Annotated in this window: 20 protein-coding genes and 2 pseudogenes; 14 read left to right on the forward strand and 8 right to left on the reverse strand. The window is 72.4% G+C overall.

Annotated elements, in window-relative coordinates:
- Positions 1–176: 176 nt before the first annotated feature.
- From IF88_RS0127075 to IF88_RS0127100, 6 genes and pseudogenes are all read left to right on the forward strand, one after another.
- Positions 177–1,631 carry an MFS transporter gene (locus IF88_RS0127075; RefSeq protein ID WP_030717882.1) on the forward strand — a complete coding sequence of 485 codons (1,455 nt, stop codon included), beginning with the start codon at positions 177–179 and terminating at the stop codon, positions 1,629–1,631.
- A 154-nt stretch (positions 1,632–1,785) separates the two neighbouring features.
- Entirely contained in the window at positions 1,786–1,986 is a 201-nt protein-coding gene (locus IF88_RS0127080) for a hypothetical protein (protein ID WP_030717883.1), read from the forward strand.
- Positions 1,983–2,443 (forward strand): annotated as a pseudogene (locus tag IF88_RS40935) (type II toxin-antitoxin system death-on-curing family toxin). The gene IF88_RS0127080 and the pseudogene IF88_RS40935 overlap by 4 nt, the downstream one beginning before the upstream one ends.
- Before the next feature lie 114 nt (positions 2,444–2,557).
- A complete protein-coding gene (locus IF88_RS0127090; protein WP_030717885.1) occupies positions 2,558–4,342 on the forward strand; it encodes a DEAD/DEAH box helicase in 1,785 nt (594 codons plus the stop codon).
- Positions 4,343–4,778: 436 nt separating this feature from the next.
- Positions 4,779–5,420 (forward strand): IclR family transcriptional regulator, encoded by a 642-nt coding sequence (locus IF88_RS0127095; RefSeq protein ID WP_007264382.1) that lies wholly within the window; start codon positions 4,779–4,781, stop codon positions 5,418–5,420.
- 331 nt (positions 5,421–5,751) lie between these two features.
- Positions 5,752–6,549, forward strand: coding sequence for a S16 family serine protease (locus IF88_RS0127100; protein WP_030717888.1), 798 nt, complete (start codon positions 5,752–5,754; stop codon positions 6,547–6,549).
- Here the strand turns inward: IF88_RS0127100 and IF88_RS0127105 are convergent.
- The 3 genes from IF88_RS0127105 to IF88_RS0127115 all read right to left on the reverse strand — a co-directional run bounded on the left by IF88_RS0127105 (position 6,488) and on the right by IF88_RS0127115 (position 9,048).
- Complete coding sequence (locus IF88_RS0127105) at positions 6,488–7,819, reverse strand: MFS transporter (RefSeq protein WP_234323719.1); 1,332 nt, start codon at positions 7,817–7,819, stop codon at positions 6,488–6,490. The genes IF88_RS0127100 and IF88_RS0127105 overlap by 62 nt on opposite strands.
- A 76-nt stretch (positions 7,820–7,895) precedes the next feature.
- A complete protein-coding gene (locus tag IF88_RS0127110; RefSeq protein WP_030717894.1) occupies positions 7,896–8,504 on the reverse strand; it encodes an ArsR/SmtB family transcription factor in 609 nt (202 codons plus the stop codon).
- A gap of 64 nt (positions 8,505–8,568) precedes the next feature.
- Positions 8,569–9,048, reverse strand: a complete 480-nt coding sequence (locus tag IF88_RS0127115; RefSeq protein ID WP_030717895.1) for an Lrp/AsnC family transcriptional regulator — start codon at positions 9,046–9,048, stop codon at positions 8,569–8,571.
- A gap of 141 nt (positions 9,049–9,189) precedes the next feature.
- Here IF88_RS0127115 and hppD point away from each other — a divergent pair, with 141 nt between their 5' ends.
- A complete protein-coding gene (hppD, locus tag IF88_RS0127120) occupies positions 9,190–10,344 on the forward strand; it encodes a 4-hydroxyphenylpyruvate dioxygenase (protein WP_030717898.1) in 1,155 nt (384 codons plus the stop codon).
- 143 nt (positions 10,345–10,487) lie between these two features.
- Here the strand turns inward: hppD and IF88_RS0127125 are convergent, their stop codons facing one another.
- Positions 10,488–12,002, reverse strand: coding sequence for a tetratricopeptide repeat protein (locus tag IF88_RS0127125; RefSeq protein WP_234323720.1), 1,515 nt, complete (start codon positions 12,000–12,002; stop codon positions 10,488–10,490).
- Between the two features lie 145 nt (positions 12,003–12,147).
- On the opposite strand from IF88_RS0127125, the gene IF88_RS0127130 reads away from it, so the two are divergent.
- Positions 12,148–13,530 carry an FAD-binding oxidoreductase gene (locus IF88_RS0127130; RefSeq protein ID WP_030717907.1) on the forward strand — a complete coding sequence of 461 codons (1,383 nt, stop codon included), beginning with the start codon at positions 12,148–12,150 and terminating at the stop codon, positions 13,528–13,530.
- A gap of 44 nt (positions 13,531–13,574) precedes the next feature.
- Here the strand turns inward: IF88_RS0127130 and IF88_RS0127135 are convergent, their stop codons facing one another.
- Positions 13,575–14,054 carry an SsgA family sporulation/cell division regulator gene (locus IF88_RS0127135; protein WP_030717910.1) on the reverse strand — a complete coding sequence of 160 codons (480 nt, stop codon included), beginning with the start codon at positions 14,052–14,054 and terminating at the stop codon, positions 13,575–13,577.
- 257 nt (positions 14,055–14,311) lie between these two features.
- Between IF88_RS0127135 and IF88_RS0127140 the strand changes: the two genes are divergently transcribed.
- Positions 14,312–15,709 carry an RDD family protein gene (locus IF88_RS0127140; protein WP_030717918.1) on the forward strand — a complete coding sequence of 466 codons (1,398 nt, stop codon included), beginning with the start codon at positions 14,312–14,314 and terminating at the stop codon, positions 15,707–15,709.
- A 541-nt stretch (positions 15,710–16,250) separates the two neighbouring features.
- Positions 16,251–16,976 carry an RDD family protein gene (locus IF88_RS0127145; RefSeq protein ID WP_030717920.1) on the forward strand — a complete coding sequence of 242 codons (726 nt, stop codon included), beginning with the start codon at positions 16,251–16,253 and terminating at the stop codon, positions 16,974–16,976.
- 166 nt (positions 16,977–17,142) lie between these two features.
- Here IF88_RS0127145 and IF88_RS0127150 read toward each other — a convergent pair whose 3' ends face one another.
- A complete protein-coding gene (locus IF88_RS0127150; protein WP_030717930.1) occupies positions 17,143–17,457 on the reverse strand; it encodes a hypothetical protein in 315 nt (104 codons plus the stop codon).
- Positions 17,458–17,930: 473 nt separating this feature from the next.
- Between IF88_RS0127150 and IF88_RS0127155 the strand changes: the two genes are divergently transcribed.
- On the forward strand, positions 17,931–20,285 hold the full coding sequence (locus IF88_RS0127155; RefSeq protein WP_030717933.1) for an immune inhibitor A domain-containing protein: 2,355 nt from the start codon (positions 17,931–17,933) through the stop codon (positions 20,283–20,285).
- A gap of 112 nt (positions 20,286–20,397) precedes the next feature.
- Positions 20,398–20,700, forward strand: coding sequence for a hypothetical protein (locus IF88_RS0127160; RefSeq protein ID WP_037807208.1), 303 nt, complete (start codon positions 20,398–20,400; stop codon positions 20,698–20,700).
- 107 nt (positions 20,701–20,807) lie between these two features.
- Here IF88_RS0127160 and IF88_RS0127165 read toward each other — a convergent pair.
- Together IF88_RS0127165 and IF88_RS0127170 are read right to left on the reverse strand one after the other, a co-directional pair.
- Positions 20,808–21,386 (reverse strand): annotated as a pseudogene (locus IF88_RS0127165) (isochorismatase family protein); the annotation flags it as partial.
- 237 nt (positions 21,387–21,623) lie between these two features.
- On the reverse strand, positions 21,624–22,952 hold the full coding sequence (locus IF88_RS0127170; protein WP_030717939.1) for a nicotinate phosphoribosyltransferase: 1,329 nt from the start codon (positions 22,950–22,952) through the stop codon (positions 21,624–21,626).
- Between the two features lie 80 nt (positions 22,953–23,032).
- Here IF88_RS0127170 and clpS point away from each other — a divergent pair, with 80 nt between their 5' ends.
- Positions 23,033–23,347, forward strand: a complete 315-nt coding sequence (clpS, locus tag IF88_RS0127175; protein ID WP_030717942.1) for an ATP-dependent Clp protease adapter ClpS — start codon at positions 23,033–23,035, stop codon at positions 23,345–23,347.
- Entirely contained in the window at positions 23,347–23,946 is a 600-nt protein-coding gene (locus IF88_RS0127180; protein ID WP_030717945.1) for a DUF2017 domain-containing protein, read from the forward strand. The genes clpS and IF88_RS0127180 overlap by 1 nt, the downstream gene beginning before the upstream one ends.
- Positions 23,947–24,253 lie beyond the last annotated feature (307 nt).

The raw sequence follows: 24,253 nt of genomic DNA on the forward strand, positions 1-24,253 counted from the left end.
GGTGGTGATGTGCACGACCGTACGGGGGCCGCGGGGGAGCGGGAAGGGTTCCGCGGCGGGTGCAACACGACCGCCATGCCACGTTCACAGTGACTGATGGCCTAGGTCTCCGGGAGGAGGCGGGATCCGTCGAATGGACAGGGGCGAGATAGGGCTACGCACCTTACGCTGGGGCGATGAGTGCCCTTGAGCCCCGCGTGCCCCAGAGAACCGAGCCCCCGATCCCGCCCCTGCAGCAAGGCGGGGTCCTCGGGCCCGCGTACCGGACGCTCAGCATCGGCATCATCTCCGTCATCTTCCTGATCGCCTTCGAGGCCACCGCCGTGGGGACGGCGATGCCCGTCGCCGCGCGCGAGCTGGAGGGGATCGCGCTCTACGCCTTCGCCTTCTCCGCCTACTTCACGACCAGCCTCTTCGGCATGGTCCTGTCCGGGCAGTGGGCCGACAGGCAGGGGCCACTGCGGCCGCTGACCGTCGGCATCGCCTCGTTCGCCTCCGGGCTCGTCGTGTCCGGGACCGCCGGGGCGATGTGGGTGTTCGTGCTCGGCCGGGCCGTGCAGGGTTTCGGCGGCGGGCTGGTCATCGTCGCCCTGTACGTGGTGGTCAGCCGGGCCTACGAGGAGCGGCTGCGCCCCGCCATCATGGCCGCTTTCGCCGCGAGCTGGGTGGTGCCGTCGATCGTCGGGCCGCTGGCCTCGGGGACGGTCACCGAGCACCTCGGGTGGCGGTGGGTGTTCCTCGGGATACCGGCCCTCGTCGTCGTGCCGCTGGTGGTGGCCCTGCCGGCGATACGCCGGACCGCGTCCGGGCCCGTCGACCCGGACGCGCCGCCCGTGGCCTTCGACCGGCGGCGGATCCGGCTGGCCCTCGGGATCTCGCTTGGCGCGGGGCTGCTCCAGTACGCCGCCCAGGACCTGCGGTGGCTGTCGCTGCTGCCGGGCGTCGCCGGCGCGGCCCTGCTGGTGCCCGCCGTGCTCGGGCTGCTGCCGCGCGGGACGTACCTGGCGCGGCGCGGACTGCCGTCCGTGGTGCTGCTGCGCGGGGTGGCCGCGGGTTCGTTCATCGCGGCGGAGAGCTTCGTACCGTTGATGCTGGTCACCCAGCGGGGGCTGAGCCCGACGCTGGCCGGGTTCTCGCTCGCGCTGGGCGGAGTGACCTGGGCGGGCGGCTCGTGGGTGCAGTCGAAGGGGCGGATGGCCCCGTACCGGGAACGGCTGATGGTGGCCGGCATGGTGATGGTGGCCCTGGCCATCGCGGCGGCGCCCGCCGTGCTCATCGAGTCCGTGCCGGTGTGGACGCTGGCGCTGGCCTGGGCGGTCGGCTGTCTGGGCATGGGGCTGGTGATCGGTTCCACGAGCGTGTTGCTGCTCAAGCTGTCGGCGCCGGAGGAGGCAGGGGCGAACTCCGCCGCGCTGCAGATCTCGGACGCGCTGGCCAACGTGGTCCTGCTGGCGGGGGGCGGCGCCGCGTTCGCCGCGCTGGGCGGCGGAGCCGTCGGTGCCTCCCACGCCCTGGCGGACGGGGCGTCGGCCTCGCACCCCGCCGCCTTCGTGGTGGTGTTCCTGCCGATGGCCTGCGTGGCCCTGGTGGGGGCGTGGGTCGCGACCCGACTGGAGCCCGCCAAGGCGTGAGCGCCGGGGCAAAGCGGGGGCGTGCGGGCCCGGGGAGACGCCGAGGCGTGAGTGCCTAAGGCCGCCGAGGGCGTGCGTGCCCGGCCAGGTCGAAGCCGTGGGTGCGCGGGAATTGGGCTGCGTCGCGGTCGCCGGCCGCACTAGCGTTGCGGGTATGAACGAGCTGATCATCCGGCTGTCCGACGCCGAGCGCGCGGAGTGTGCCGACCTCGCCGATGCCACCGGCCAGTCGCCCGAAGAGTTCGCGCTGGACGCCGTACGGGCGCGGCTGCGCGCCGAGCGGGACCGGGTCGGGGCCGAGGCGCTGCGGCTCGCGCGGCGGCACGCGCCCCTGCTGAAGCGGCTCGGCGAATGACCGCCACCGCCACCGCCGCCACCGCCGGCGCCGTCCCGGTGTGCCACCTCACGCTCGCCGAGGTCCTCGATCTGGCCCGGCACGCCTGCCTGGCCCAGGACCAGCCCGTCGAACTGCGCGCCCCCGGGCTGCTGGAGTCGGCGGTGCACCGGCCCCGGGCCCTGGGGGCCCCTCCCAGCGGTAGCTGGGGGAGTTCGGGACCCCGGCCTACGAGGACCCGTACGAGCAAGCCGCCGCGCTGCTCCACGGCATCGCGACGAACCACCCCCTGGTCGACGGGAACAAGCGCACCGCCTGGCTCGCCGCGGCCACCTTCCTCGCCATGAACGGGGCCGACCCGGGTGACGCCGACCAGGAGGCCGCGTACGCGCTCGTCATCGACGTCGCCGCCGGGCACGAGACGGACGTCGCACGCATCGCCGGCCGGCTGAGGGCACTGCTCCGCCCTCCGGTGTGACGCTCGCCGCACCGCGCGAGGTCACGGGCCTGTCCCTCCGCGAGGGCCGGCCCGTCCCGGTAGGGTGGCCCGGTTGTCCTACGTACGACTGCCGAGAGCGACGAACCGGAGACCGTGACTACTACCGCCTCCCACCACCTCTCACCCGCCTTCCCCGGCCGCGCCCCTTGGGGTACGGCGGGCAAACTGCGTGCCTGGCAGCAGGGAGCGCTGGACCGGTACATCGAGAAGCAGCCGCGGGACTTCCTCGCGGTCGCGACCCCCGGCGCAGGCAAGACGACCTTCGCGCTGACCCTCGCCTCCTGGCTGCTGCACCACCACGTGGTCCAGCAGGTGACCGTGGTCGCGCCGACCGAGCACCTGAAGAAGCAGTGGGCGGAAGCCGCGGCGCGGATAGGCATCCGGCTGGACCCCGAGTACTCCGCCGGACCGCTCAGCAAGGACTACCACGGGGTCGCCGTCACCTACGCCGGTGTCGGCGTGCGCCCGATGCTGCACCGCAACCGCTGCGAGCAGCGCAAGACCCTCGTCATCCTCGACGAGATCCACCACGCCGGCGACTCGAAGTCCTGGGGCGAGGCCTGCCTGGAGGCCTTCGACCCGGCGACCCGGCGCCTCGCCCTGACGGGCACGCCCTTCCGGTCCGACACGAACCCGATCCCCTTCGTCTCGTACGAGGAGGGGAACGACGGGATCCGCCGGTCGTCCGCCGACTACACCTACGGCTACGGGAACGCGCTCGGCGACGGCGTCGTCCGGCCCGTCATCTTCCTCTCCTACAGCGGCAACATGCGCTGGCGCACCAAGGCGGGTGACGAGATCGCCGCCAAGCTCGGCGAGCCGATGACGAAGGACGCCATCTCGCAGGCCTGGCGCACCGCGCTGGACCCGCGCGGCGACTGGATGCCGAACGTGCTGCGCGCCGCCGACCAGCGGCTGACGGAGGTCAGGAAGGGCATCCCCGACGCGGGCGGCCTCGTCATCGCCTCCGACCAGGACTCGGCGCGCGCCTACGCCAAGCTGCTGCGGGAGATCACGGGCAGCAAGGCGACCGTGGTGCTCTCCGACGACACCGGCGCGTCGAAGCGGATCGACGAGTTCAGTGAGGACGGCAGCCGCTGGATGGTCGCGGTCCGGATGGTGTCCGAGGGCGTCGACGTACCGCGCCTCGCGGTGGGCGTGTACGCGACGACCATCTCGACCCCGCTGTTCTTCGCCCAGGCCGTCGGGCGCTTCGTGCGCTCGCGCAGGCGCGGCGAGACCGCGTCCGTGTTCCTGCCGACCATTCCCTACCTCCTCGGCTTCGCCAACGAGATGGAGGTCGAGCGCGACCACGTCCTCGACAAGCCGAAGAAGCAGGGCGAGGAAGACCCGTACGCCGAGTCCGAGAAGGAGATGGACGAGGCGAACAAGCAGGAGGACGAGGACACCGGCGAGGACGAGCAGATGTCCTTCGAGGCGCTGGAGTCCGACGCGGTCTTCGACCGGGTGCTCTACGACGGCGCCGAGTTCGGCATGCAGGCGCACCCGGGCAGCGAGGAGGAGCAGGACTACCTCGGCATCCCCGGACTGCTGGAGCCGGACCAGGTGCAGATGCTGCTGCAGAAGCGGCAGTCGCGGCAGATCGCGCACAGCCGCCGCAAGCCGGACTCCGAGGCGGACCTGCTGGAGCTGCCGGCGGAGCGGCGGCCGGTGGTCTCGCACAAGGAGCTGCTGGAACTGCGGAAGTCGCTGAACACGATGGTCGGCGCGTACGTTCACCAGAGCGGCAAGCCGCACGGGGTGATCCACACGGAGCTGCGCCGGGTGTGCGGCGGGCCGCCGAGCGCGGAGGCGACGGCGGGGCAGCTGCGCGAGCGGATCAAGAAGGTGCAGGAGTGGGCCACCCGCATGCGGTGAGTCCACGAGAACGGTTCACACAGAACGGTTCACACAGAACAGTTCACACAGAACAGGGGACGGGGTCCGTGCGGAGCATCGCACGGGTCCCGTCCGCCGTGACCGCCCCCGACCCGTACGGGACGCGGTCCGCGGTGTCGCCCTTGGCGGTCGTGGGGCGGGAAAGGTCTCCTGTGCAAAATGAGGTTACGAATCGGCCCCGGTAGCGATCAGGAATCGGCATAAACAGGTAGCGCGCGCCCGGATTCTGGACGAGCCCTTCCGCTGAGCGGACCTGCTCGCTAATGTCCCCGCATCGAACGCACCGTGGCAGCGCCGCCGCGGGAGCGCAGCCGGTGCCATGGCCGCTACCGGCGGCCTCTCCGTGCGCCGCCGCGGGACCGGCGGCGTTCCACCCCGAGAGTCACCGCCGCTCACCGAAAGAGGGAGAGGCGTCGTGACCGCGGAAACCTCCCAGACTCTCGACAGAGGGCTCAGAGTCCTCAAACTGCTCGCCGACACCGACCACGGTCTGACCGTCACCGAGCTCTCCAACCGCCTCGGTGTGAACCGCACCGTGGTCTACCGACTCCTCGCCACGCTCGAACAGCACGCCCTGGTCCGCCGCGACCTCGGCGGCCGGGCCCGCGTCGGTCTCGGCGTACTGCGGCTGGGCCGGCAGGTGCATCCCCTCGTACGCGAGGCGGCCCTGCCCGCGCTGCGCTCCCTCGCCGAGGACATAGGCGCCACCGCCCACCTGACCCTCGTCGACGGCACCGAGGCGCTCGCCGTCGCCGTCGTGGAGCCGACCTGGACGGACTACCACGTGGCCTACCGGGCCGGCTTCCGCCACCCGCTGGACCGCGGGGCCGCCGGGCGGGCCATCCTGGCCGCCCGTCAGGGCTCCCTCATCGAACCCGGGTACACGCTGACGCACGGCGAGCTCGAAGCGGGCGCGAGCGGCGCGGCCGCGCCGCTCGTGGGGATCACCGGGCTGGAGGGCAGCGTCGGGGTCGTCATGCTGGCGGACGCGGTGCCGGAGCGGGTGGGGCCGAGGGTGGTGGACGCGGCGCGCGAAGTCGCCGATGCGCTGCGCTGAGCCGGCGCGCTGCGCTGTGCCCGACTGGTTTTCGCCGGGTGCGGGGCGGTGCGGGGTGCGGGTGCGGCGCCGTTGCCGGGGCTCCGCCCCAGACCCCGCGCCTCAAACGCCGGCGGGGCTGAAAGAGCGCCTCAAACGCCGGTGGGGCTGAAAGAGCGCCTCAAACGCCGGCGGGGCTGAAAGGGCGCCTCAAACGCCGGCGGGGCTGGACCGGGCCGGCGGGGCTGGATCGGCGCGGCGCGCCAGGATTGGCCCGGCCGGGCTGAAGTGGCCCGGCGGGCTGGATCGCCCGGCGGGGCCGGGGGTGAGCCTGGCCGGATAGATTGGGCGGGTGCTCTCAGCCCTCTCACGCCTCTCGCGTCCCGTTGCCCTGGCCGTCTGTGCCGTGCCCGTGGTCGGGTTGTTCGTCGCCGCCGCCTTCGCGCCGTTGCCCTACGTGGTCGCCGTGCCCGGGCCGACGGCCGACGTGCTCGGGTCCGACAAGGGCAAGCCGGTCATCACCGTCACCGGGGCGCCCGTCCGGGAGACCGAGGGCCAGCTGCGGATGACCACCATCCGGGCCACCGGTCCGTCCTCGACCATGCGGCTGCACGAGCTCGTCGACCACTGGTTCAAGACCGATCAGGCGGTCATGCCCAAGGAGGCCGTCTACTCCTCGGGCGGAAGCGACGAGGAGATCGAGAAGCACAACCTGGAGGAAATGGCCAAGTCGCAGTCGGCCGCCGCCGAGGCCGCGCTCGGCTACCTCCACAAGGACCCCGAGGACGTGAAGGTCGACCTCAACCTCGCCGACGTCGGCGGCCCCAGCGCCGGCCTCCTCTTCTCCCTCGGCGTCGTCGACAAGCTCGACGGCGACGGCAGCGGCGGCGACCTCACCGGCGGACGCAGCATCGCCGGTACGGGAACCATCACCGCCGACGGCACGGTCGGCGCGGTCGGCGGGGTGGCCCTGAAGACCCAGGCCGCGCGGCGCGACGGGGCGAGCGTGTTCCTCGTACCGAAGGCCGAGTGCGCGGACGCGCGGTCGGAACTTCCCGAGGGACTGCGGCTGCTCCCCGTCACCTCGCTCACGGACGCGGTGAACTCCCTGCGCGCGCTGAAGCGGGGAGAGGACGTTCCGTCCTGCTGACGGCCGGCTTGCGGTCCAGGCCGCGCCAGGCGGGGAAGACCAGCGGGGCGAGCGTCGTCAGCAGGTAGGTGCCGCCGAACAGCAGCAGCGCCCGGCCGACCCCGAACCCGTCGACCAGCAGGCCCGCCGCCAGGCCGCCCAGCGGCATGGTCAGCTCACAGCCGGCCGTGGTCACCCCCGCGACGCGGCTGCGCAGCTCCTCCGGCACCTGCTCGTACATGACCGTCGTCAGGATCGGGTTGAGCACGCCCGCGCCCAGCCCGGCCAGGGCCATCGTCACCGCGAGGGGCAGCGGGGTGTCGGTGACGGCGGCCACCACGTACCGGGTCGCCCCGGCGAGCAGGAAGGCTCCGGCGAAGACGGCCCGGCGCGGGAACCGCTCGCCCCACATCCCGTAGAACAGGGCGCCCAGCAGTGCGAAGCCGCCGAAGAGGGAGATCATCAGGCCGAGCGTGGTGGCGCCGCCGAGGGCGTCCCGGCCGTGCACGGGCAGCAGTACCGAGGACCAGCCCTGGTCCAGGCCGTTGGTCATCATGACCATCACCGTGATGCCCAGCAGCAGCCGGGAGCGGGTCAGGAAGGCCCAGCCCTCGGCCAGTTCGGCGCGGTACGCCGTGAAGGACGCCTTCCCGGCGGCCCGTTGCGGCTCGGCGGCCGGGACCCCGCGCAGGAACACGGCGACCAGCAGCGCCGACGCCCCGAAGGTCGCCGCGTCCAGCAGCAGTACGGTCTCGGCGCCGAAGGCCGCGATCAGTACGCCGGCCACGGCGGCCCCGATCATCCGGGCCCCGCGCGAGACCGCGTCGTAGAGGCCGGCCGCCCGGGTGATGGTGGTGCCCGCGTGCTGGGCCAGGTTCGGCAGGAGCACGCCCCGGGCGGTCAGGCCCGGGGTGTGCACGAGGCCGCCGAGGGCCATCAGTGCGCACAGCATCCAGAATTCCAGCACGCCGGCGTGGTGCAGCAGGGGGATCGCACCGACCGCCAGACCGCTGATCAGGTCGGAGGCGACGGAGACCCGGCGACGCCCGATCCGGTCGATGACCGGGCCGCCGACCAGGGCCGCCACGACGACGGGCAGGGTGGCGCAGAAGGCGACGACCCCGGCCCGCCCGGCGCTGCCGGTGGTCTGCAGCACGAACCACGGGACGCCGATGAGGGTCAGTGAACTTCCGGCTATGGAGATGGTGTTGGCGGCCAGTACGGCGATCAGCGGGCGCTTGTCCGTACGGCGCTCCGCGCGCGGCGGCCCGTCGGGGAGTAAGGCGTGCACAGCAGGGCTCCTGGGATGGGTGGGGAAGAGGTGGCGGGGGCCCCGGGGATCCCGGGGTGACGGGTGTGGCGAGCCGCTACTCGGCCGTCTCGCGCGGGAAGGCGTGCGTGTGGAAGCGGACCGCCTTCGTGCCCTCCGAGGCCGGCAGGTCGCGATAGCTGTTGATCAGGTCGTGCATTTTGTGGATCAGTTCGTGGCTCTGCTCGGGGGTCAGGTGCAGGGTGAAGTCGCTCATGTCCGCGCCGCGCCGCCACTGCGTGGGCCAGTTGTGGGCGTTGCCGAGCCAGGTGCTCAGCTCCTGGGTGTGGATCGTCGCGATCTCGTGCAGGAAGAGGTCCGCCGCGCCGCGCACGGCCGGGTCCTCGTCGAGCGTCAGCGTCTCGTCGAACGCCGTGCCGTCGTACACGGCCCGCCACCAGCGTTCGCGGCCCTTGCCGCGCTCGGGCGCGTCCTCGACGAACCCGTGCGCCGCGAGCTGGCGCAGGTGGTAGCTGGTGGCGCCGCTCGACTCCCCGAGCCGGTCGGCCAGCTGGGAGGCGGTCGCGGGGCCGTCGTGGCGCAGGGCGCCCAGCAGGCGGATGCGCAGGGGATGGGCGAGGCCGCGCAGTGAACGGGCGTCGAGCGTACGGACGTTGGGCTCTGCGGGGCCCGCAGGCCCTGCGGGTTCCACCGGCTTCTCGGGCATGGCTCGACGATAGGGTTGCAACGAGTTCTGTGCAAGGATTTCTTTGCAACGCCTTCTTTGGACGTCAGGCCCGGGTGTCGTCCTCGGCCGCCTGCTCCACCAGCGGGATGATCCGCAGGGGCACGGGGTTCTCCATCACGATCGCCGTCGAGGCCCGCACGATCCCCTCGTACCCGACGACGCGGTCGATCACCCGCTGCAGGTCGGCGTTGGACCGCGCCACCAGCCGGCACAGCATGTCCCCGTGCCCGGTGGTGGTGTGCAGCTCCAGCACCTCCGGCACCCCGTCCAGGTGGGCCCGTACGTCGGCCCCCTGCCCCTGCTTGATCTCCAGCGTGGCGAAGGCGGTCACCGGATACCCGAGGGCCGTCGGATCGACCTGCGGCCCGAACCCGCGGATGACCCCGTTCGACTGGAGCCGGTCCAGGCGGGCCTGCACCGTCCCGCGGGCCACGCCGAGGCGGCGCGAGGCCTCCAGGACCCCGATCCGGGGCTCGCGGGCGAGCAGGACGATAAGCCGGCCGTCGAGTTCGTCGATGCCCATGGACGCCTCCGGGTGCCCACGCGTGCCCGTGGGTGGTCATAGTGCACAGATGTTTCAGCCATGCTGCGCCCAGACTGGTCAGTTTGTACAGGCAAACAGGAAACTATTGCGCAGCTTGTGGATCGGCGGGACTCTGCGCTCATGACTGAGTCTCTGGCGAACCTCGAAACCACCCCGCACACCGCGCGTGAGGCAGACCCCTTCCCGGTGAAGGGCATGGACGCGGTCGTCTTCGCCGTCGGCAACGCCAAGCAGGCCGCGCACTACTACTCGACCGCCTTCGGCATGAAGCTCGTGGCCTACTCCGGACCGGAGAACGGCAGCCGCGAGACGGCCAGCTACGTCCTGACCAACGGCTCCGCGCGCTTCGTGCTGACCTCGGTCATCAAGCCGGCGACCGACCACGGCCGCTTCCTGGCCGAGCACGTCGCCGAGCACGGCGACGGCGTCATCGACCTCGCCATCGAGGTCCCGGACGTCCGTGCGGCCTACGCGTACGCCGTCGAGCAGGGCGCCCGCGGCCTGGACGAGCCCTACGAGGTCAAGGACGAGCACGGCACCGTCGTGCTCGCCGCGATCGCGACGTACGGCCAGACCCGCCACACGCTGGTCGAGCGCGGCGACTACACCGGCCCGTACCTCCCCGGCTACGTGGCCGTCGACCCGATGGTCGCGCCCCCGGCCAAGCGGACCTTCCAGGCCATCGACCACTGCGTCGGCAACGTCGAACTCGGCCGGATGAACGAGTGGGTCGCGTTCTACAACAAGGTCATGGGCTTCACGAACATGAAGGAGTTCGTGGGCGACGACATCGCGACCGAGTACTCGGCGCTGATGTCCAAGGTGGTCGCGGACGGCACCAAGAAGGTCAAGTTCCCGATCAACGAGCCGGCGATCGCGAAGAAGAAGTCGCAGATCGACGAGTACCTGGAGTTCTACGGCGGCCCCGGTGTCCAGCACATCGCGCTGGCCTCGAACGACATCGTCGCGACGGTGCGCTCGATGCGCGCGGCCGGCGTCCAGTTCCTCTCCGTCCCGGACAGCTACTACGACACGCTCGGCGAGTGGGTCGGCGACACCCGGGTGCCGATCGACGAGCTGCGCGAGCTGAAGATCCTGGCCGACCGCGACGAGGACGGCTACCTGCTGCAGATCTTCACCAAGCCGGTGCAGGACCGCCCGACCGTCTTCTTCGAGATCATCGAGCGCCACGGCTCGATGGGCTTCGGCAAGGGCAACTTCAAGGCCCTGTTCGAGGCGATCGAGCGCGAGCAGGAGAAGCGCGGCAACCTCTAGCCGTTCCCAGCGGCTTCGGGCCCCCCGGCCGGCGCCGGGGGGCCCGCCCGTGTCCGACGGCGTCGCGGCCCCGTGAGGGGAGGGCCGCGGCGCCGCCGGCCGGTCAGCGGGCCGGCGACGGGCCGGTCAGCCACCCCCGACGGTCAGCGGCCGGACGGAGAAGGGGCCGCCTTCGGCTCCTGGGACGCCTTCGGCGTCGGCTTGGGATTCGGCTTGGGCAGCTCCGGCTCCACCCACGGAGTGACGGGCTGCAGGTGCTCCGGGCCGCCCGGCGGCGGCTGGCCGATCGCCGTCAGGGCCTCCTTGGCCAGCGGCCCGCGCAGCGGCGAGAAGTGCGGGTTCGTCCGCGCCGTCTCCTGCAGGTGGCGGCGGGCCGCCGCCACATCGCCGAGGCCGCGCTCGATCATCGCCCGGTGGTACGAGAAGTCGGCGCTGCGCAGGCCCTGTTCCGTGGCCTTCTTCGCGTACTCCAGCGCCGCCGCGTCCTCGCCCGCCCGGTGCAGGGCCCACCCCAGCGCGTCCGCCACCTGCACGCTCTTGTGCCGCAACCACTCCTCCGACAGCCGCCGCACCGCCGCCGCCGGATCGCCGTGGTCCGCCTCGTACAGGCCGAGGACCACGTCGTCGTCCACGCCGTTCTGCGCGTCCCGCGCCGCCAGCGAGCCGATCATGTCGTACGGAACGCGCGCCTCCTGCGTCCGGCCCAGCGACTCCAGCAGCTCGCCCAGTTCCCTGGCCAGCTGCGGCACCGGGGTCCGTCCCAGCGCCAGCCGGTAGTCCCGCACCGCCTCCCCGGAGCGGCCCAGCGCGGCCAGCGCACGCGCCCGGCCGCCCAGCGCCTCCGGCTGCGCCGGATCCGTCCGCAGCGCACCCTCGTACTGCCGCAGTGCCTCCGCCGCGTCGCCCCGCTCCCACGACAGCTCCCCGAGCCGGAACAGCGCGTACGCCTTCTCCGCCGGGGCCTTCGCCGCGCCCGCCGCCTGCTCCATCGACACCACCGCGTCCTCGCGCCAGCCGCGGTCCCGGTAGACCTGCGAGGCCCGCACGTACGCCGCCAGGCCCGGTCGCAGCTCCAGCAGCAGCTCCATCGCCTTCTGCGCGCCCTTGTAGTCGCCGAGCCCCGTGTACGCGTCCACGAGCACCGGGTACGCCGTCCACCGCTTCGGCGCCTGCGCCCGTACGAGTTCACCCCACTTCCTGGCCGTCCCGAAGTCCCGGCGGGCATTGGCCAGCGCGCCCATGCCCGTCATCGCGTCGAAGTTGCCCTTCTCCACCGGGCGGACCTCCAGCGAGCGCTTCAGGGCCTTCTCCGCCTTCGGGAACCAGCCCGAGTCCGCGGTGCGCCGGGCCTGTTCGATGTACGCGGAGCCGAGGACCGCCCACGAGGCGTCGTCGTCCGCGTGCCGCGCGACCCACTTCTCCCGGTCCGCCACCAGCGCCGTCAGGTCCACCGCCGCCGCGGGAGCGCCCATGCCCACCGCCGACGCGGCGCGTTCGCTCGGCCCCGGCGGGCGGGCGTCGTCACCGGTCCGGGCGGGGCGGATCAGCAGGGCCCCGGCGATCAGGACCACGGCGACCGCGGCGGCCACGAGCGTCTTGCGGCCGGTGAAGGTCACGGGCGGCGCCGGCGTCTGTGATTCCTCGTCGATACGGTCCATGGGGTCACTGTGCGTCAATATGAAGAGTTCACGGAGGTGCCCGAAGAGGGGCGCGGGCGTGTTCACACCGATGGTCCCGCGACGACCTCCCCCGGACTCCGTCCGGGGGGACCCCCAGGGGCCCCCGAGGTGCCACGCTGGTCCCATGGATGACGATCTCTCCGCACGTCTGCGAGCGAACCTCCTCGAAGGGCTCCCGGCCGACGCCCTGCTCACCGACCCCCAGGTGACGGCCTCCTACGCCACCGACATGGCCAGCTTCTGCGCCGCCGGGACCCCCGCCGTCGTCGTACTGCCCCGGACCGTCGAACAGGTCCGGCACGTCATGCGCACCGCCACCGCCCTACGGATCCCCGTCGTCCCCCAGGGCGCCCGCACGGGCCTGTCGGGCGGCGCCAACGCCTCCGACGGCTGCATCGTGCTGTCCCTGGTGAAGATGGACCGGATCCTGGAGATCAGCGCCGTCGACCGGATCGCCGTCGTCGAACCGGGCGTGGTGAACGCCGTCCTCTCGCGGGCGGTCGCCGAACAGGGCCTGTACTACCCGCCCGACCCCTCCAGCTGGGAGCAGTGCACCATCGGCGGCAACATCGGCACCGCCTCGGGAGGCCTGTGCTGCGTCAAGTACGGCGTCACCGCCGAGTACGTGCTCGGCCTCGACGTGGTCCTGGCCGACGGACGGCTGCTGCGCACGGGCCGGCGCACCGCCAAGGGCGTCGCCGGGTACGACCTCACCCGGCTCTTCGTCGGCTCCGAGGGCAGCCTCGGCGTCGTCGTCCAGGCCGTCCTCGCCCTCAAGCCCGCGCCGCCCCGGCAGCTCGCGCTGGCCGCCGAGTTCCCCTCCGTCGCGGCGGCCTGCGAGGCCGTCTGCGCCGTCATGGAGGCGGGCCTGACCCCCTCGCTGCTGGAACTGATGGACCGTACGACCGTCCGCGCCGTCAACGCCCTCGGCAAGATGGGCCTGCCGGAGGCCACCGAGGCCCTGCTCCTGGCCGCCTTCGACACCCCGCACGCCCCGGACGACCTCGCGGCCGTGGGGGAGCTCTGTACCGCCGCCGGGGCCACCGCCGTCGTGCCCGCCGAGGACCAGGCGGAGTCGGAACTGCTGCTGCAGGCCCGCCGGATGTCCTTCCCCGCGCTGGAGGCCCTGCGGCCCGCGACGATGATCGACGACGTCTGCGTACCGCGCTCGCGGCTCGCCGAGATGCTGGACGGGACGGCCGCCATCGCCCGCACCCACGACCTGCTCATCGGGGTCTGCGCGCACGCCGGAGACGGCAACACCCACCCGATCGTCTGCTTCGACCCCGCCGACGAGGACGAGACGCGCCGGGCCCGCGAGTCGTTCGGCGCGATCATGGCGCTGGGGCTGGAGCTGGGCGGGACCATCACCGGAGAGCACGGGGTCGGCGTCCTGAAGAAGGAGTGGCTGGCCCGCGAACTCGGCCCGGTGGGGCTGGAGATGCAGCGCGCCGTCAAGCAGGCCTTCGACCCGCTGGGGCTGCTCAACCCGGGCAAGCTCTTCTGACACCGGCCCCGCGGCCTGCCGTGCGCGGCCGGGACCGTCCGCCCTCACAGGTCCCCGTCCGCCGACTCGTCCGACGGCCACGGGTCGCGCAGCCACAGGTCGTCGGCGGGCGTCGGCGTGAGCAGCTCGGCCAGGGCCGCCTCCAGGCCGAGCCGCTCGGCCTCGGTGCCGGGCGGGACCATGCGCAGGGTGCGCTCCAGCCAGGCCGACACGGAACCGGCGGGGGCCTCCAGGAGGGCGTCGCCGTCGGGGGAGCTGAGCGCCATGCAGAGCACGGACTTGTTGTCGACCTTGGTGGGCCAGATCCGGACGTCGCCGTGGCCGCAGGGGCGGAACACCCCCTCGACGAGCAGCTCGCGGGCGAAGGTCCAGTTGACGGGGGTGCTGGAGCCGGTGTGGAAGGTGATGTGGACGGCGTACGGGTCGTCGGTGAGGTAGAGGAGCCGCGCCGGGACGGGGATGCTGCGCTCGGGGGACAGGACCAGCTTCAGTTCCAGCTCGCGCTCGATGACGGGGTGGTGCATGACGGCCTCACTTCGGTTCGGTGCGCAGGGCCTGATGGCGCCCCACATCCCGGGAGAGCGCCGATGCGCCCGACTATGACGCGAGTTCGGGCAACGAACCGGAGATTGGCCGAATTCTGTCGGCTGACCGAAATTCGTCGTGGGGCGCGACGTTAGCTCAATGGCTTGGATTCTCCCGTTACCGGACCTGTCGGGCCGAGGTTCTTGGCTATGGTCCTCCCTTGCACAAGCCTCAAGCCACGATCGGAGTTGGGGACATGACGGCCTCCCCTGGTGACGGCGAGCACGCGGCCCGCGAGGGCTACTACCCCGATCCGTCCATCCCCGGGTACATCCGGTACTGGAACGGTGCGGCCTGGGTGCCGGGCACGAGCCGCCCCGCCCCCGCCCAGGAGACGGGGCCGGTGTTCCTGGACGAGACCTCCGCGACCGAGGCACTGCCCGAGCCCGAACCGGTGCGCGTACGAGAACCGGAGCGCGTACGCGAGCCGGAACCCGCGGTGTGGCAGGCCGACCCCGTGCACCAGGCCGGCTTCGGCGGGCCCCGCGACCACCGGGTCTCGTGGGGCAGCCCGGCCGAGCCCGAGGCCGAACCCGAGGCCGGCCGGGCCGCCGCCCGGCCGGCGGGCATCTCCCTGGCCCGTACGCCGGCCGCCGCCGCGGCGCCCGCGCGCCTGCCCGCGGCCTCCATGGGCATCCTGTCGGCGCGCTCCCCGGCCGCGCAGGCCCCGCCCGCCCCGGCCCCGCCCGCCTCGGCCCCGGCCGCCCCGGCCCCGGCCGCCCCGGCTCCGTCCGCCCCCGCTCCGGCCCCCGCATGGCCCGACGCACCCGGAGCCGGAGTGTCCGGAGCCACCACGTCCTGGCCCGGGGCAGCGGCCGCCGCCCCGGCGCCCGCCCCCGCGCCCTCCAAGCCCGCCGCACCGGCCGACCCCGGCCCGGAGGCCGGGCTCCCCGCCGCTCCCCGCCCCGGCACCGCGCAGCCCGCCGAGGCACCCCGGCACGAGGTGTGGGCGCCGCGGCCCGCGGGCGTCCGCCCGAAGGTGCCGGCCCCCGAGGCGGCGGCCCCGGCGGAGCCCGGCACCAAGGGGTGGGAGCCGCGCGGGTCCGAGGGGGACCGCCCGGGCGACTCCGCTCGCCCGGCGGCCGCCAGCACGCCCCGGGCCGTCTTCGAGCGGATGGCCGAACGGGCCGTGCGCCCCGCCGGGCTGACCCGCAGATTCGTGGCCCGCGCACTGGACTCCCTCGTCCTCACCGCCGTCGCGGCCGCCGTCGCCCGGCCCCTCCTCCCCGAGGCCACCGCGCACGTGCAGGCCAAGGTGGACGCCGCCCGCGCGAGCGGACGCACCACCACCGTCTGGCTGTTCGACACCACCATCGCCGGCCAGCTGGGCCTGGTCCTCGGCGCGGTCCTCCTCTTCGGGGTGCTGTACGAGGCGCTGCCCACCGCCCTCTGGGGCCGCACCCCGGGCAAGAAGCTGCTCGGCGTGCGGGTGCTGGCCACCGCCACCCTCCGCCCGCCCACCTTCGGCGCGGCCCTGCGCCGCTGGCTCGTCTACGCCCTCCTCGGCCTCCCCGGCAGCCTCTGGTGCCTCGTGGACCGCCCCCGCCGCCAGGCCTGGCACGACAAGGCGGCCAAGACCTACGTGGCCCGCTAGGCGCCGGTTGGGTGTGCCAGGGCAGTCCCGCCGCGCGCCGCCGCCGGGGCTCAAACCCAGCGAGGCTGAAACACCGGGGCTCCGCCCCGGACCCCGCGCCTCAAACGCCGGCGAGGCTGAATTGGTGCGGCGGGTGGTGCGCCCAGGCTGGAAGGTGCGGCTCAAAGATCGGGGCTCCGCCCCGCACCCCGCTCCTCAAACGCCGGAGGGGCTGAATGTGCGCGGCGAGGCTGAATTGGTGCGGCGGGGCCGAGGGGTCGGGGCAGCCGCCGGTTGGGACGGGGGTGGGTGTGTGTCGGGGTGATCCCCGCAGGGTGCCGAACGCAACGAGGCTGCGCTCTCCGACCCCTCGTCACGTTCGGCGCCCGAGGAGACGCCCCGGCGCACGCCCGCCCCCGGCACAACCGGCCCCCACCCGACCCCGCCCGAGCGGCGCAGCCAACCGGCGGCGCAGCCAACCCCCGGCGCAGCCACCCGCCCGTCTCCCCCGAACGGACGCCGTCCCGTTGCGGGGGCGGCGGAGGCGGGTTCGACTCGGGCCATGAGTACCGACCAGCCGCCGCCGGGCGAGTCCCCCGAGGAAGACCCGTTCCTCAAGAAGCCCCAGGAACCGACGCCTCCGTCGGGCGGTTCGCCGTACGGCTCGCCGCCGCCACCCCCCGGCAGCGGCGGCGCCCCGCCGCCCCCGGGAGGCCCGGGCGCCGGCGGATACCCGCCCCCGCCGCCCCCGTACGGCGGCGGTGACCCGTACGGCGGCGGCCACGGCATGCCCGATCCGCTCGCCGGGATGCCCCCGCTCGCCGACTTCGGCAGGCGGCTCGCCGCGCGCATCATCGACGTGCTGATCGTCGCCGTGCCGCTGTTCCTCATCCAGCTGGCCTTCGGCACGAACCGCTACATGGTCGAGACGGACCGGGGCGAGGACGTCAGCGAGGTCATCAGCAAGTCGTACAGCGGCAGCGGCCTGGTGATGACACTGATCTCGATCGTCGCGTACGTCGGCTACGACTGGTGGTTCACCAGGAAAAGCGGCCAGACGGTAGGCAAGAAGGCACTGGGCCTGCGCGTCGCGATGCTCAACGACGGCAGCGTGCCGAGCTCCAACGCGGCCCTGAGCCGCGCCGCCGTGCTCTGGCTGCCGACGCTGGTCTGCTGCTTCTGCCTGTGGCCGATCGCCCTGGTGGTCTCGATCCTCGTCGACAAGCCGTACAAGCAGGGCCTGCACGACAAGGTCGCCAAGACGGTCGTGGTCCAGGCCACCACCTAGCGCGGGCAGCGCGACACAGCGCGGGCGGCCGTCCTCCGGGGCGGCCGCCCGCGTCGCGTCGCGCTCACGTCCGCACCCTGCGCACCCCGCGCCCTGCGCACCCCGCGCACCCCGCGCACCCTGCGCATCACGCGCACCCCGCCCCATCCGCGCGGCGGGCGAAGCGTCAGTGGTGGACGGGGTGTTCGGCCTCGGCTGTCCGGGGATCGGGCACCCGGCCGGCCGGCGACGCACCCTCGTGGGAGGCGGGCTCCCCGGCGCGTGCCGGGGCCGCGGAGGTCCCCGAACGGGCCGCATGACGGCCGCGGCGCCGCGGCACGGGCACGGTGAGGGCGACGAGCAGACCCAGGGCGAGCGCGGCTGCGGAGATGACCGCGACCCCGAGCCCGGTACTCGTCTGCGACAGCAACAGCATGGCGATCGTCGACACGATGACCGTGGCGGATCCGTAGGCGAGCTGTGCGGCAGTCGGACGCGGCATGGCGATATCCGTCCTCGGGAGGGGAGGGGGAGTCGGCTCAACTAGGTCGCGCGTCAAGTGACTCTACGACGGGAGATGCCCGAGAGGAACCGCCGGTAAGCGTGACCTAACACACGGTGCCGGAGCACGGGGGGCGCACGGCATCATTTTTCCGCGCCGCACCGGAGGGGGAAATGGGGACGGGACGGACCTCCGACGGGGTCGGGAAGGGCCCTTCGCCCCGTATGGCAGGGGAACGTCCGGATAGCGGAACTGCCTGACCGCATAGTGCAGTTGTAAGGCGCAAGTCAAGGTCTGTCTTTTCTTGCTTCTCTCCGGTCAAATGTCGTCACTTGAGACGCGCGCCGCGCGGAACCCCCCGCTCCTATGGAGAAGTTCCGACCTACGTCGCGGCCGCGGGAGGGGAACGACATCAAGTGACCAGCAATTCCGCCAGACGGCGTGCAATCCGTGCTGCCGCCGTCACCGTGACCATGGCTGCTTGTGCGACAAGCGCCACCTTCTTCAGCGTTACCGCGGCCCAGGCCGACATCAAGGGGCCGGGCGCCCCGGCGGCCGACCGGCAGGACCCGACGGCTCCCGCCAAGGTCGTCGAGCACGACCTCAAGGGCCCGTTCAGCGAGCAGCAGGCCCAGCAGCGCAAGGCCGCTCTGGACCAGGTGCTCCAGGGCAAGAAGGACATCGAGCAGCGCGGCGCCTCGAAGGTCGTCAAGCTCGACGACAAGAAGTACGTCGAGCTCGGCCGCGAGCGGACCGACAAGATCTTCACGATCCTCGTGGAGTTCGGCGACCAGGTCGACAACACGACCATGTTCGACCCGGACGGCCCCGGCCCGCAGCCGGCGGTCCCGAAGTACGGCGGCACCCCCGGTCCGCTGCACAACACGATCGCCCAGCCGGACCGTGCGAAGGACAACAGCACCGCCTGGCGCAAGGACTTCAGCCGCGAGTACTTCCAGGACCTGTACTTCGCGTCGGGTGAGGGCAAGGACTCGCTGAAGACCTACTACGAGAAGACCTCCTCGGGCCGTTACTCGGTCGAGGGCGAGGTCGCCGACTGGGTCAAGGTCCCGTACAACGAGGGGCGTTACGGCTCCAACTACTGCGGCCAGACCAACTGCTCCAACGTGTGGGACACCGTCAAGGACGGCGTCCTCGCGTGGACGGAGGCCCAGAAGAAGGCCGGGAAGACCGACGCGCAGATCAAGGCGCAGCTGGCCCAGTACGACCAGTGGGACCGCTACGACTTCGACGGCGACGGCAACTTCAACGAGCCCGACGGCTACATCGACCACTTCCAGATCGTCCACGCGGGCGAGGACGAGTCGGCCGGCGGCGGCGTGCAGGGCACCACCGCGCTGTGGGCGCACCGCTGGTACGCCTACGGCACCGCGGCGGGCAAGACCGGCCCGGACAACAACAAGGCCGGCGGCACCCAGATCGGCGACACCGGCATCTGGGTCGGCGACTACACGATGCAGCCCGAGAACGGCGGCCTCGGCGTCTTCGCGCACGAGTACGGCCACGACCTCGGCCTGCCCGACCTCTACGACACCACCGGTGGCGGCGAGAACAGCGTCGGCTTCTGGTCCCTGATGTCGGCCGGTTCCTGGCTCGGCACCGGCAAGGACTCCATAGGCGACCTCCCGGGCGACATGAACGCCTGGGACAAGCTCCAGCTGGGCTGGCTGAACTACGACACGGCGAAGGCCGCGACGAAGTCCACCCACAAGCTGGGCGTGGCGGAGTTCAACACCAAGGACAAGCAGGCCCTGGTCGTCGAGCTGCCGAAGAAGAAGGTCCAGACGGACGTCGTCGCGCCCGCCGAGGGCTCCGCCCAGTGGTGGAGCGGCATGGGTGACGACCTCAAGAACACCCTCACCCGCTCCGTGGACCTGACCGGCAAGAAGTCCGCCGCGCTGTCCCTCAAGGGCTGGTGGGACATCGAGGCCGACTACGACTACCTCTACACCGAGGTGTCCACGGACGGTGGCGCCACCTGGACCGCCCTCGCCGGCACCGCCGACGGCACGGCCATCCCGGCCGACGCCTCCGGCAGCCCGTCGCTCACCGGTGTCTCGGGTGCCTGGAAGAACCTGAACTTCCCGCTCGACGCCTACGCGGGCAAGAAGGTCGACCTCCGCTTCCGCTACCAGACGGACGGCGGCGCGGGCGGCAAGGGCTTCACCGCCGACGCCGTGACCCTCACCGCGGACGGCTCCGCGCTGTTCACCGACGGCGCCGAGAACGGCGACAACGGCTGGACCGGCAAGGGCTTCTCGCGCATCGGCGCCAACTTCTCCAAGGAGTACGCGCAGTACTACCTGGCCGAGAACCGCCGCTACGTCTCGTACGACAAGACCCTCAAGGTCGGCCCGTACAACTTCGGCTTCGGCAACACCAAGCCCGACTGGGTCGAGCACTACCCGTACCAGGACGGCCTGCTCATCTGGCAGTGGGACACCAGCCAGAAGGACAACAACACCAGCGTCCACCCGGGCCAGGGTCTGATCCTCCCGATCGACGCCAACGCCAAGCCCATGAAGTGGGCCGACGGCACCCTGCTGCGGAACAAGGTCCAGCCGTACGACGCGACCTTCAGCGCTTACTCGACGGACGCGTTCACGCTGCACAAGAACGGCGAGTCGCTCTTCCTGAAGCCCAAGCCCGCCAACCTGGTCTTCGACGACCACAAGGGCAAGTACTTCTACGACGAGAACCCGACCGGATCGGTGAAGGTCACTGACACCAACACCAAGATCAAGATCCTGAAGGAGACCTACGACGGTGAGGTCATGACCGTCGAGGTGGGCCCCTCCTCGAAGTAATTCGGTAAAACCGCAGGTCAAAGCATGATCGGCCGTCGCCCTCTAGCGGGCGGCGGCCGATCGCGTTTAGATGCCCGGTACGAGTTTCTTATTGACGGGGGAGATGACAGCCATGCCCGGTGGAGGTTTCGTCAGATTGCCAGGCGGCAGCGTGGTCGTGGCGCTCACGCTGCCGAGGCCCTGCGGAGAGGGTGGAAATGTTCGCGTGCTGGTGCACGCCGCGAACCGGGCCCGCGCCCTGACCAGGCTGCGGAACCTCGGGATGCGGGCGGTGTACCTGCGGGGCAACGCGCACCCGCCGACGCCGGACGAGGTCACGGCCGTCCTGCACCACCCGGACGGCCTGCTGTGGCGCGGCGCACCCGACCGCGCGCAGGAGCTCTGGCACCCGATCCGGGCCCTGCTGGGGACCTAGGGACGCGTGGGGGCCTACGCCGGCTCTTGGCCGCCCTCGCCGCCCTCGCCGCCCTGGCCGCCCTGGCCGTCCTCGGCGCCCTCCTGGCCGTCACCGCCCGGCTTGTGGCCCACCAGGGTCACGCCCGCCGCACGGAGCTCCTCCAGGGCCCGTGCGGTGGTGTGCGGGGCGACGGCGGCCGTCAGGTCCAGCAGGACCCGGGTGGCGAAGCCGGCGCGGGCGGCGTCGAGGGCGGTCGCCCGGACGCAGTGATCGGTGGCGATCCCGACCACGTCCACCTCGGTGACGTGCCGGTCCCGCAGCCACTCGCCGAGCGTCGCCCCGTTCTCGTCGGCGCCCTCGAAGCCGCTGTAGGCGGCCTCGTACGCGCCCTTGTCGAAGACGGCGGCGACGGCGCCCGAGGCGACGGCGGGGGCGAAGTTCGGGTGGAAGCCCACGCCCTCGGTACCGGCGACGCAGTGGACGGGCCAGGAGTTCTCGAAGTCCGGTTCGGCGGGCGGGTGCGCGAAGTGCGACCCGGGGTCGACGTGGTGGTCGCGGGTGGCGACCACGTGCCGGTACGCGGGCGTGGCCTGGCCGATGTACTCGGTGACGGCGGCGGCGACGTCGGCTCCGCCGGCGACCGCGAGGCTGCCGCCTTCGCAGAAGTCGTTCTGTACGTCGACGACGATCAGTGCGCGGTGCATGACGTTGTCCTTCGGCTCGATGTCTCTGTGCGGCTGTGCTGTATGGCGGCTGCCCCGCGTGGGGGCTCTGCCCCCGGACCCCCGCGCCTCAAACGCAGGCGGGGCCGGGATTGCCCTGCCGGCAAGCCGAGCCACGCCGGGCAGGCGGCCTCGGCCCGATCCGGCCCCGCCGGCGGGTGAGGCGCGGGCGCGGAGCGCCGTAGGGTCCGGCGCGGAGCCCCGGCTGCGGAGCCCCGGCTACGCGTACTCCGTCGGGAGCACGGCCTCGCCGCGCGACAGCTGCGCCGCGGACAGCGGCAGCCGCGCGAGGGCGGCGCGGTGGCGGTCGCGCGCGGCCTCCAGCGGCTCGCGGGCGACCACCTCGCCGGCCTTGACCAGCTGGGTCAGGAGCTGGTGGTCGGCCAGGGCCGACGGGACCGGCCCGGTCCCGACGACCTCCGCCTCGGCGATCCCCTCCGCGTCCACCCGCCGCGCCGCCCACTTGCGGCCGCCGATGGAGGTCTTGCCGCCCGAGGACTTCTTCGCCACCGGGGCCAGCGCCGCCTTCGGGTCGGCCGAGGTCGCCCGCGCCACCAGCTTGTAGACCATCGAGCACGTCGGGTGCCCGCTGCCCGTCACCAGCTGCGTGCCCACCCCGTACGCGTCCACCGGCGCCGCCGCCAGCGAGGCGATGGCGTACTCGTCCAGGTCCGAGGTGACCACGATCTTCGTCGCCGTCGCCCCCAGCTCGTCCAGCTGCTGCCGCACCCGGTGGGCCACCAGCAGCAGGTCACCGGAGTCGATCCGGACCGCGCCCAGGTCGGTGCCCGCCAACTCGACGGCGGTGCGGACGGCCTCGGCCACGTCGTAGGTGTCCACCAGGAGCGTGGTGCCCCGGCCCAGCGAGGCCACCTGCGCGGTGAAGGCGTCCCGCTCGCTGTCGTGGACCAGCGTGAAGGCGTGCGCGCTCGTGCCGACCGTCGGGATCCCGTACCGGAAGCCGGCCGCCAGGTCCGAGGTGGAGGCGAAACCGCCCACGTACGCGGCCCGCGACGCGGCCACCGCCGCCAGCTCGTGCGTGCGCCGCGCGCCCATCTCGATCAGCGGGCGGTCGCCCGCCGCCGAGGACATCCGGGAGGCGGCCGCGGCGATCGCGGAGTCGTGGTTCAGGATCGACAGGATCACGGTCTCCAGCAGCACGCACTCGGCGAAGCTGCCCTCGACGCGCAGCACCGGCGAGCCGGGGAAGTAGACCTCGCCCTCCGGGTAGCCCCAGATGTCGCCGGAGAAGCGGTACGAGGCCAGCCAGTCCAGGGTGCGCATGTCGACGACGGCCCGCTCGCGCAGGAACTCCAGCACCGCGCTGTCGAAGCGGAAGTTCTCCACCGCGTCCAGCACCCGCCCGGTTCCCGCGACCACCCCGTAGCGGCGCCCCTCGGGCAGCCGCCGGGTGAAGACCTCGAAGACCGAGCGGCGGTCGGCGGTGCCGTTGGCCAGCGCGGCCTGCAGCATCGTGAGCTCGTAATGGTCCGTGAAGAGCGCTGTCGACGGCACGTCCACCGGCAGGCCCAGGTCCGCAGGGTTCATGTCACGGATGCTAGCGCACATCTCGTCAAAGTGACGAGATGTAGGACCCGTTTGTGCGACGGGCCCTTCGCGGTGGCAGCATGGGACAAGTGAGTGTTGCTCCTGTAGAGATCGAACGCACCGAATCGGCCGAAGAGACCTTCGCGGTCCCCGAACCCGACGTCCCCTGGGTGACCCTGGTGCACAACGACCCGGTCAACCTCATGAGCTACGTGGCGTACGTGTTCCAGGCGTACTTCGGCTATTCGAAGGACGTGGCGCACAAGCTGATGCTCGATGTCCACCACAAGGGGCGGGCGGTCGTGTCCAGCGGCACCCGCGAGGAAATGGAGCGCGACGTGCAGGCCATGCACGGCTACGGCCTGTGGGCGACCCTCTCCCAGGACCGCAACTGATGGGCGGCACGTTCCAGCCCCTGACGGGCGGCGGCGCCGCCATCGCGCTCGACGAGATCGAGATCTCCATCCTGCGCTCCCTGGCCGTCCAGATGCTCGAACTGATCGGCCCCGGCGAGCCCGAGCCCGCCGAGGACGCCGACCCGCTCGCCGCGCTGTTCGCCGAGGGCCCCTCCGAGCCCCCGTCCGATCCGGCGCTGGCCCGGCTCTTCCCCGACGCCTACGGAGGCCCGGACGGGCCGGGGCCGAAGGAGGACCCGGAGGAGCTGCGCGCCCACTCGGCGGAGTTCCGCCGCTTCACCGAGAACGACCTGCGCACCCGCAAGCGGGAGGACGCGCTGGCCGTCGTGCGCAGCCTGGACGGGCTCACGCCGGCCGGCGACGGGGCGGCGGTGCTGGAGCTGACCGGGGAGCTGCCGCTGCGCTGGCTCGGCGCGCTCAACGACCTCCGCCTGACCCTCGCGGCCCGCCTCGGCATCGTCGAGGACGACGAGAGCGCTGCGCTGTTCCGGCTGCCGGACGACGACCCGCGCAAGCCGATGGTGATGGCGTACCTCTGGCTGGGCGGTCTCCAGGAAACCTTGATCGAAACCCTCTGAGAATCCTCAAGAGGGAACACCGTTCGCTCAGCGGACGCTCAAATCCGGATAACGATCAGATCACCGCCATGCGGTGATCTGATCCTTTCATTTGCCTTTGTCCAGATTTTTTAGTGCCCTCCGCCACTTTTCTCCCCCTCCGGCAGTCGTAAGCCCGTGATAAATCTTCACGACTGCCGAAGGGACGCCACCCATGTCCCCCGGCTCGCTTGGACCGGCGGACCGCCGGCGTGCAACTCCATCCGTATCCGGGGGGATCGAGGACCCGATCCGCAGCCAGTCAAGGCGCGGGTCGGCGTGGAGAAAG

Source organism: Streptomyces sp. NRRL F-2580 (assembly GCF_000720115.1).
GTDB lineage: Bacteria > Actinomycetota > Actinomycetes > Streptomycetales > Streptomycetaceae > Streptomyces.

Excerpts from the sequence above, each read along its gene's own strand:
- IF88_RS0127160 (WP_037807208.1), top strand. The coding sequence starts at position 20,398 with ATGCCCGGTGGAGGTTTCGTCAGATTGCCAGGCGGCAGCGTGGTCGTG.
- IF88_RS0127110 (WP_030717894.1), bottom strand. The coding sequence starts at position 8,504 with ATGCCCGAGAAGCCGGTGGAACCCGCAGGGCCTGCGGGCCCCGCAGAG.
- clpS (WP_030717942.1), top strand. The coding sequence starts at position 23,033 with ATGGGACAAGTGAGTGTTGCTCCTGTAGAGATCGAACGCACCGAATCG.
- IF88_RS0127155 (WP_030717933.1), top strand. The coding sequence starts at position 17,931 with ATGGCTGCTTGTGCGACAAGCGCCACCTTCTTCAGCGTTACCGCGGCC.
- hppD (WP_030717898.1), top strand. The coding sequence starts at position 9,190 with ATGACTGAGTCTCTGGCGAACCTCGAAACCACCCCGCACACCGCGCGT.
- IF88_RS0127130 (WP_030717907.1), top strand. The coding sequence starts at position 12,148 with ATGGATGACGATCTCTCCGCACGTCTGCGAGCGAACCTCCTCGAAGGG.
- IF88_RS0127170 (WP_030717939.1), bottom strand. The coding sequence starts at position 22,952 with ATGAACCCTGCGGACCTGGGCCTGCCGGTGGACGTGCCGTCGACAGCG.
- IF88_RS0127140 (WP_030717918.1), top strand. The coding sequence starts at position 14,312 with ATGACGGCCTCCCCTGGTGACGGCGAGCACGCGGCCCGCGAGGGCTAC.
- IF88_RS0127125 (WP_234323720.1), bottom strand. The coding sequence starts at position 12,002 with ATGGACCGTATCGACGAGGAATCACAGACGCCGGCGCCGCCCGTGACC.
- IF88_RS0127080 (WP_030717883.1), top strand. The coding sequence starts at position 1,786 with ATGAACGAGCTGATCATCCGGCTGTCCGACGCCGAGCGCGCGGAGTGT.
- IF88_RS0127180 (WP_030717945.1), top strand. The coding sequence starts at position 23,347 with ATGGGCGGCACGTTCCAGCCCCTGACGGGCGGCGGCGCCGCCATCGCG.
- IF88_RS0127150 (WP_030717930.1), bottom strand. The coding sequence starts at position 17,457 with ATGCCGCGTCCGACTGCCGCACAGCTCGCCTACGGATCCGCCACGGTC.
- IF88_RS0127135 (WP_030717910.1), bottom strand. The coding sequence starts at position 14,054 with ATGCACCACCCCGTCATCGAGCGCGAGCTGGAACTGAAGCTGGTCCTG.
- IF88_RS0127115 (WP_030717895.1), bottom strand. The coding sequence starts at position 9,048 with ATGGGCATCGACGAACTCGACGGCCGGCTTATCGTCCTGCTCGCCCGC.
- IF88_RS0127075 (WP_030717882.1), top strand. The coding sequence starts at position 177 with ATGAGTGCCCTTGAGCCCCGCGTGCCCCAGAGAACCGAGCCCCCGATC.
- IF88_RS0127145 (WP_030717920.1), top strand. The coding sequence starts at position 16,251 with ATGAGTACCGACCAGCCGCCGCCGGGCGAGTCCCCCGAGGAAGACCCG.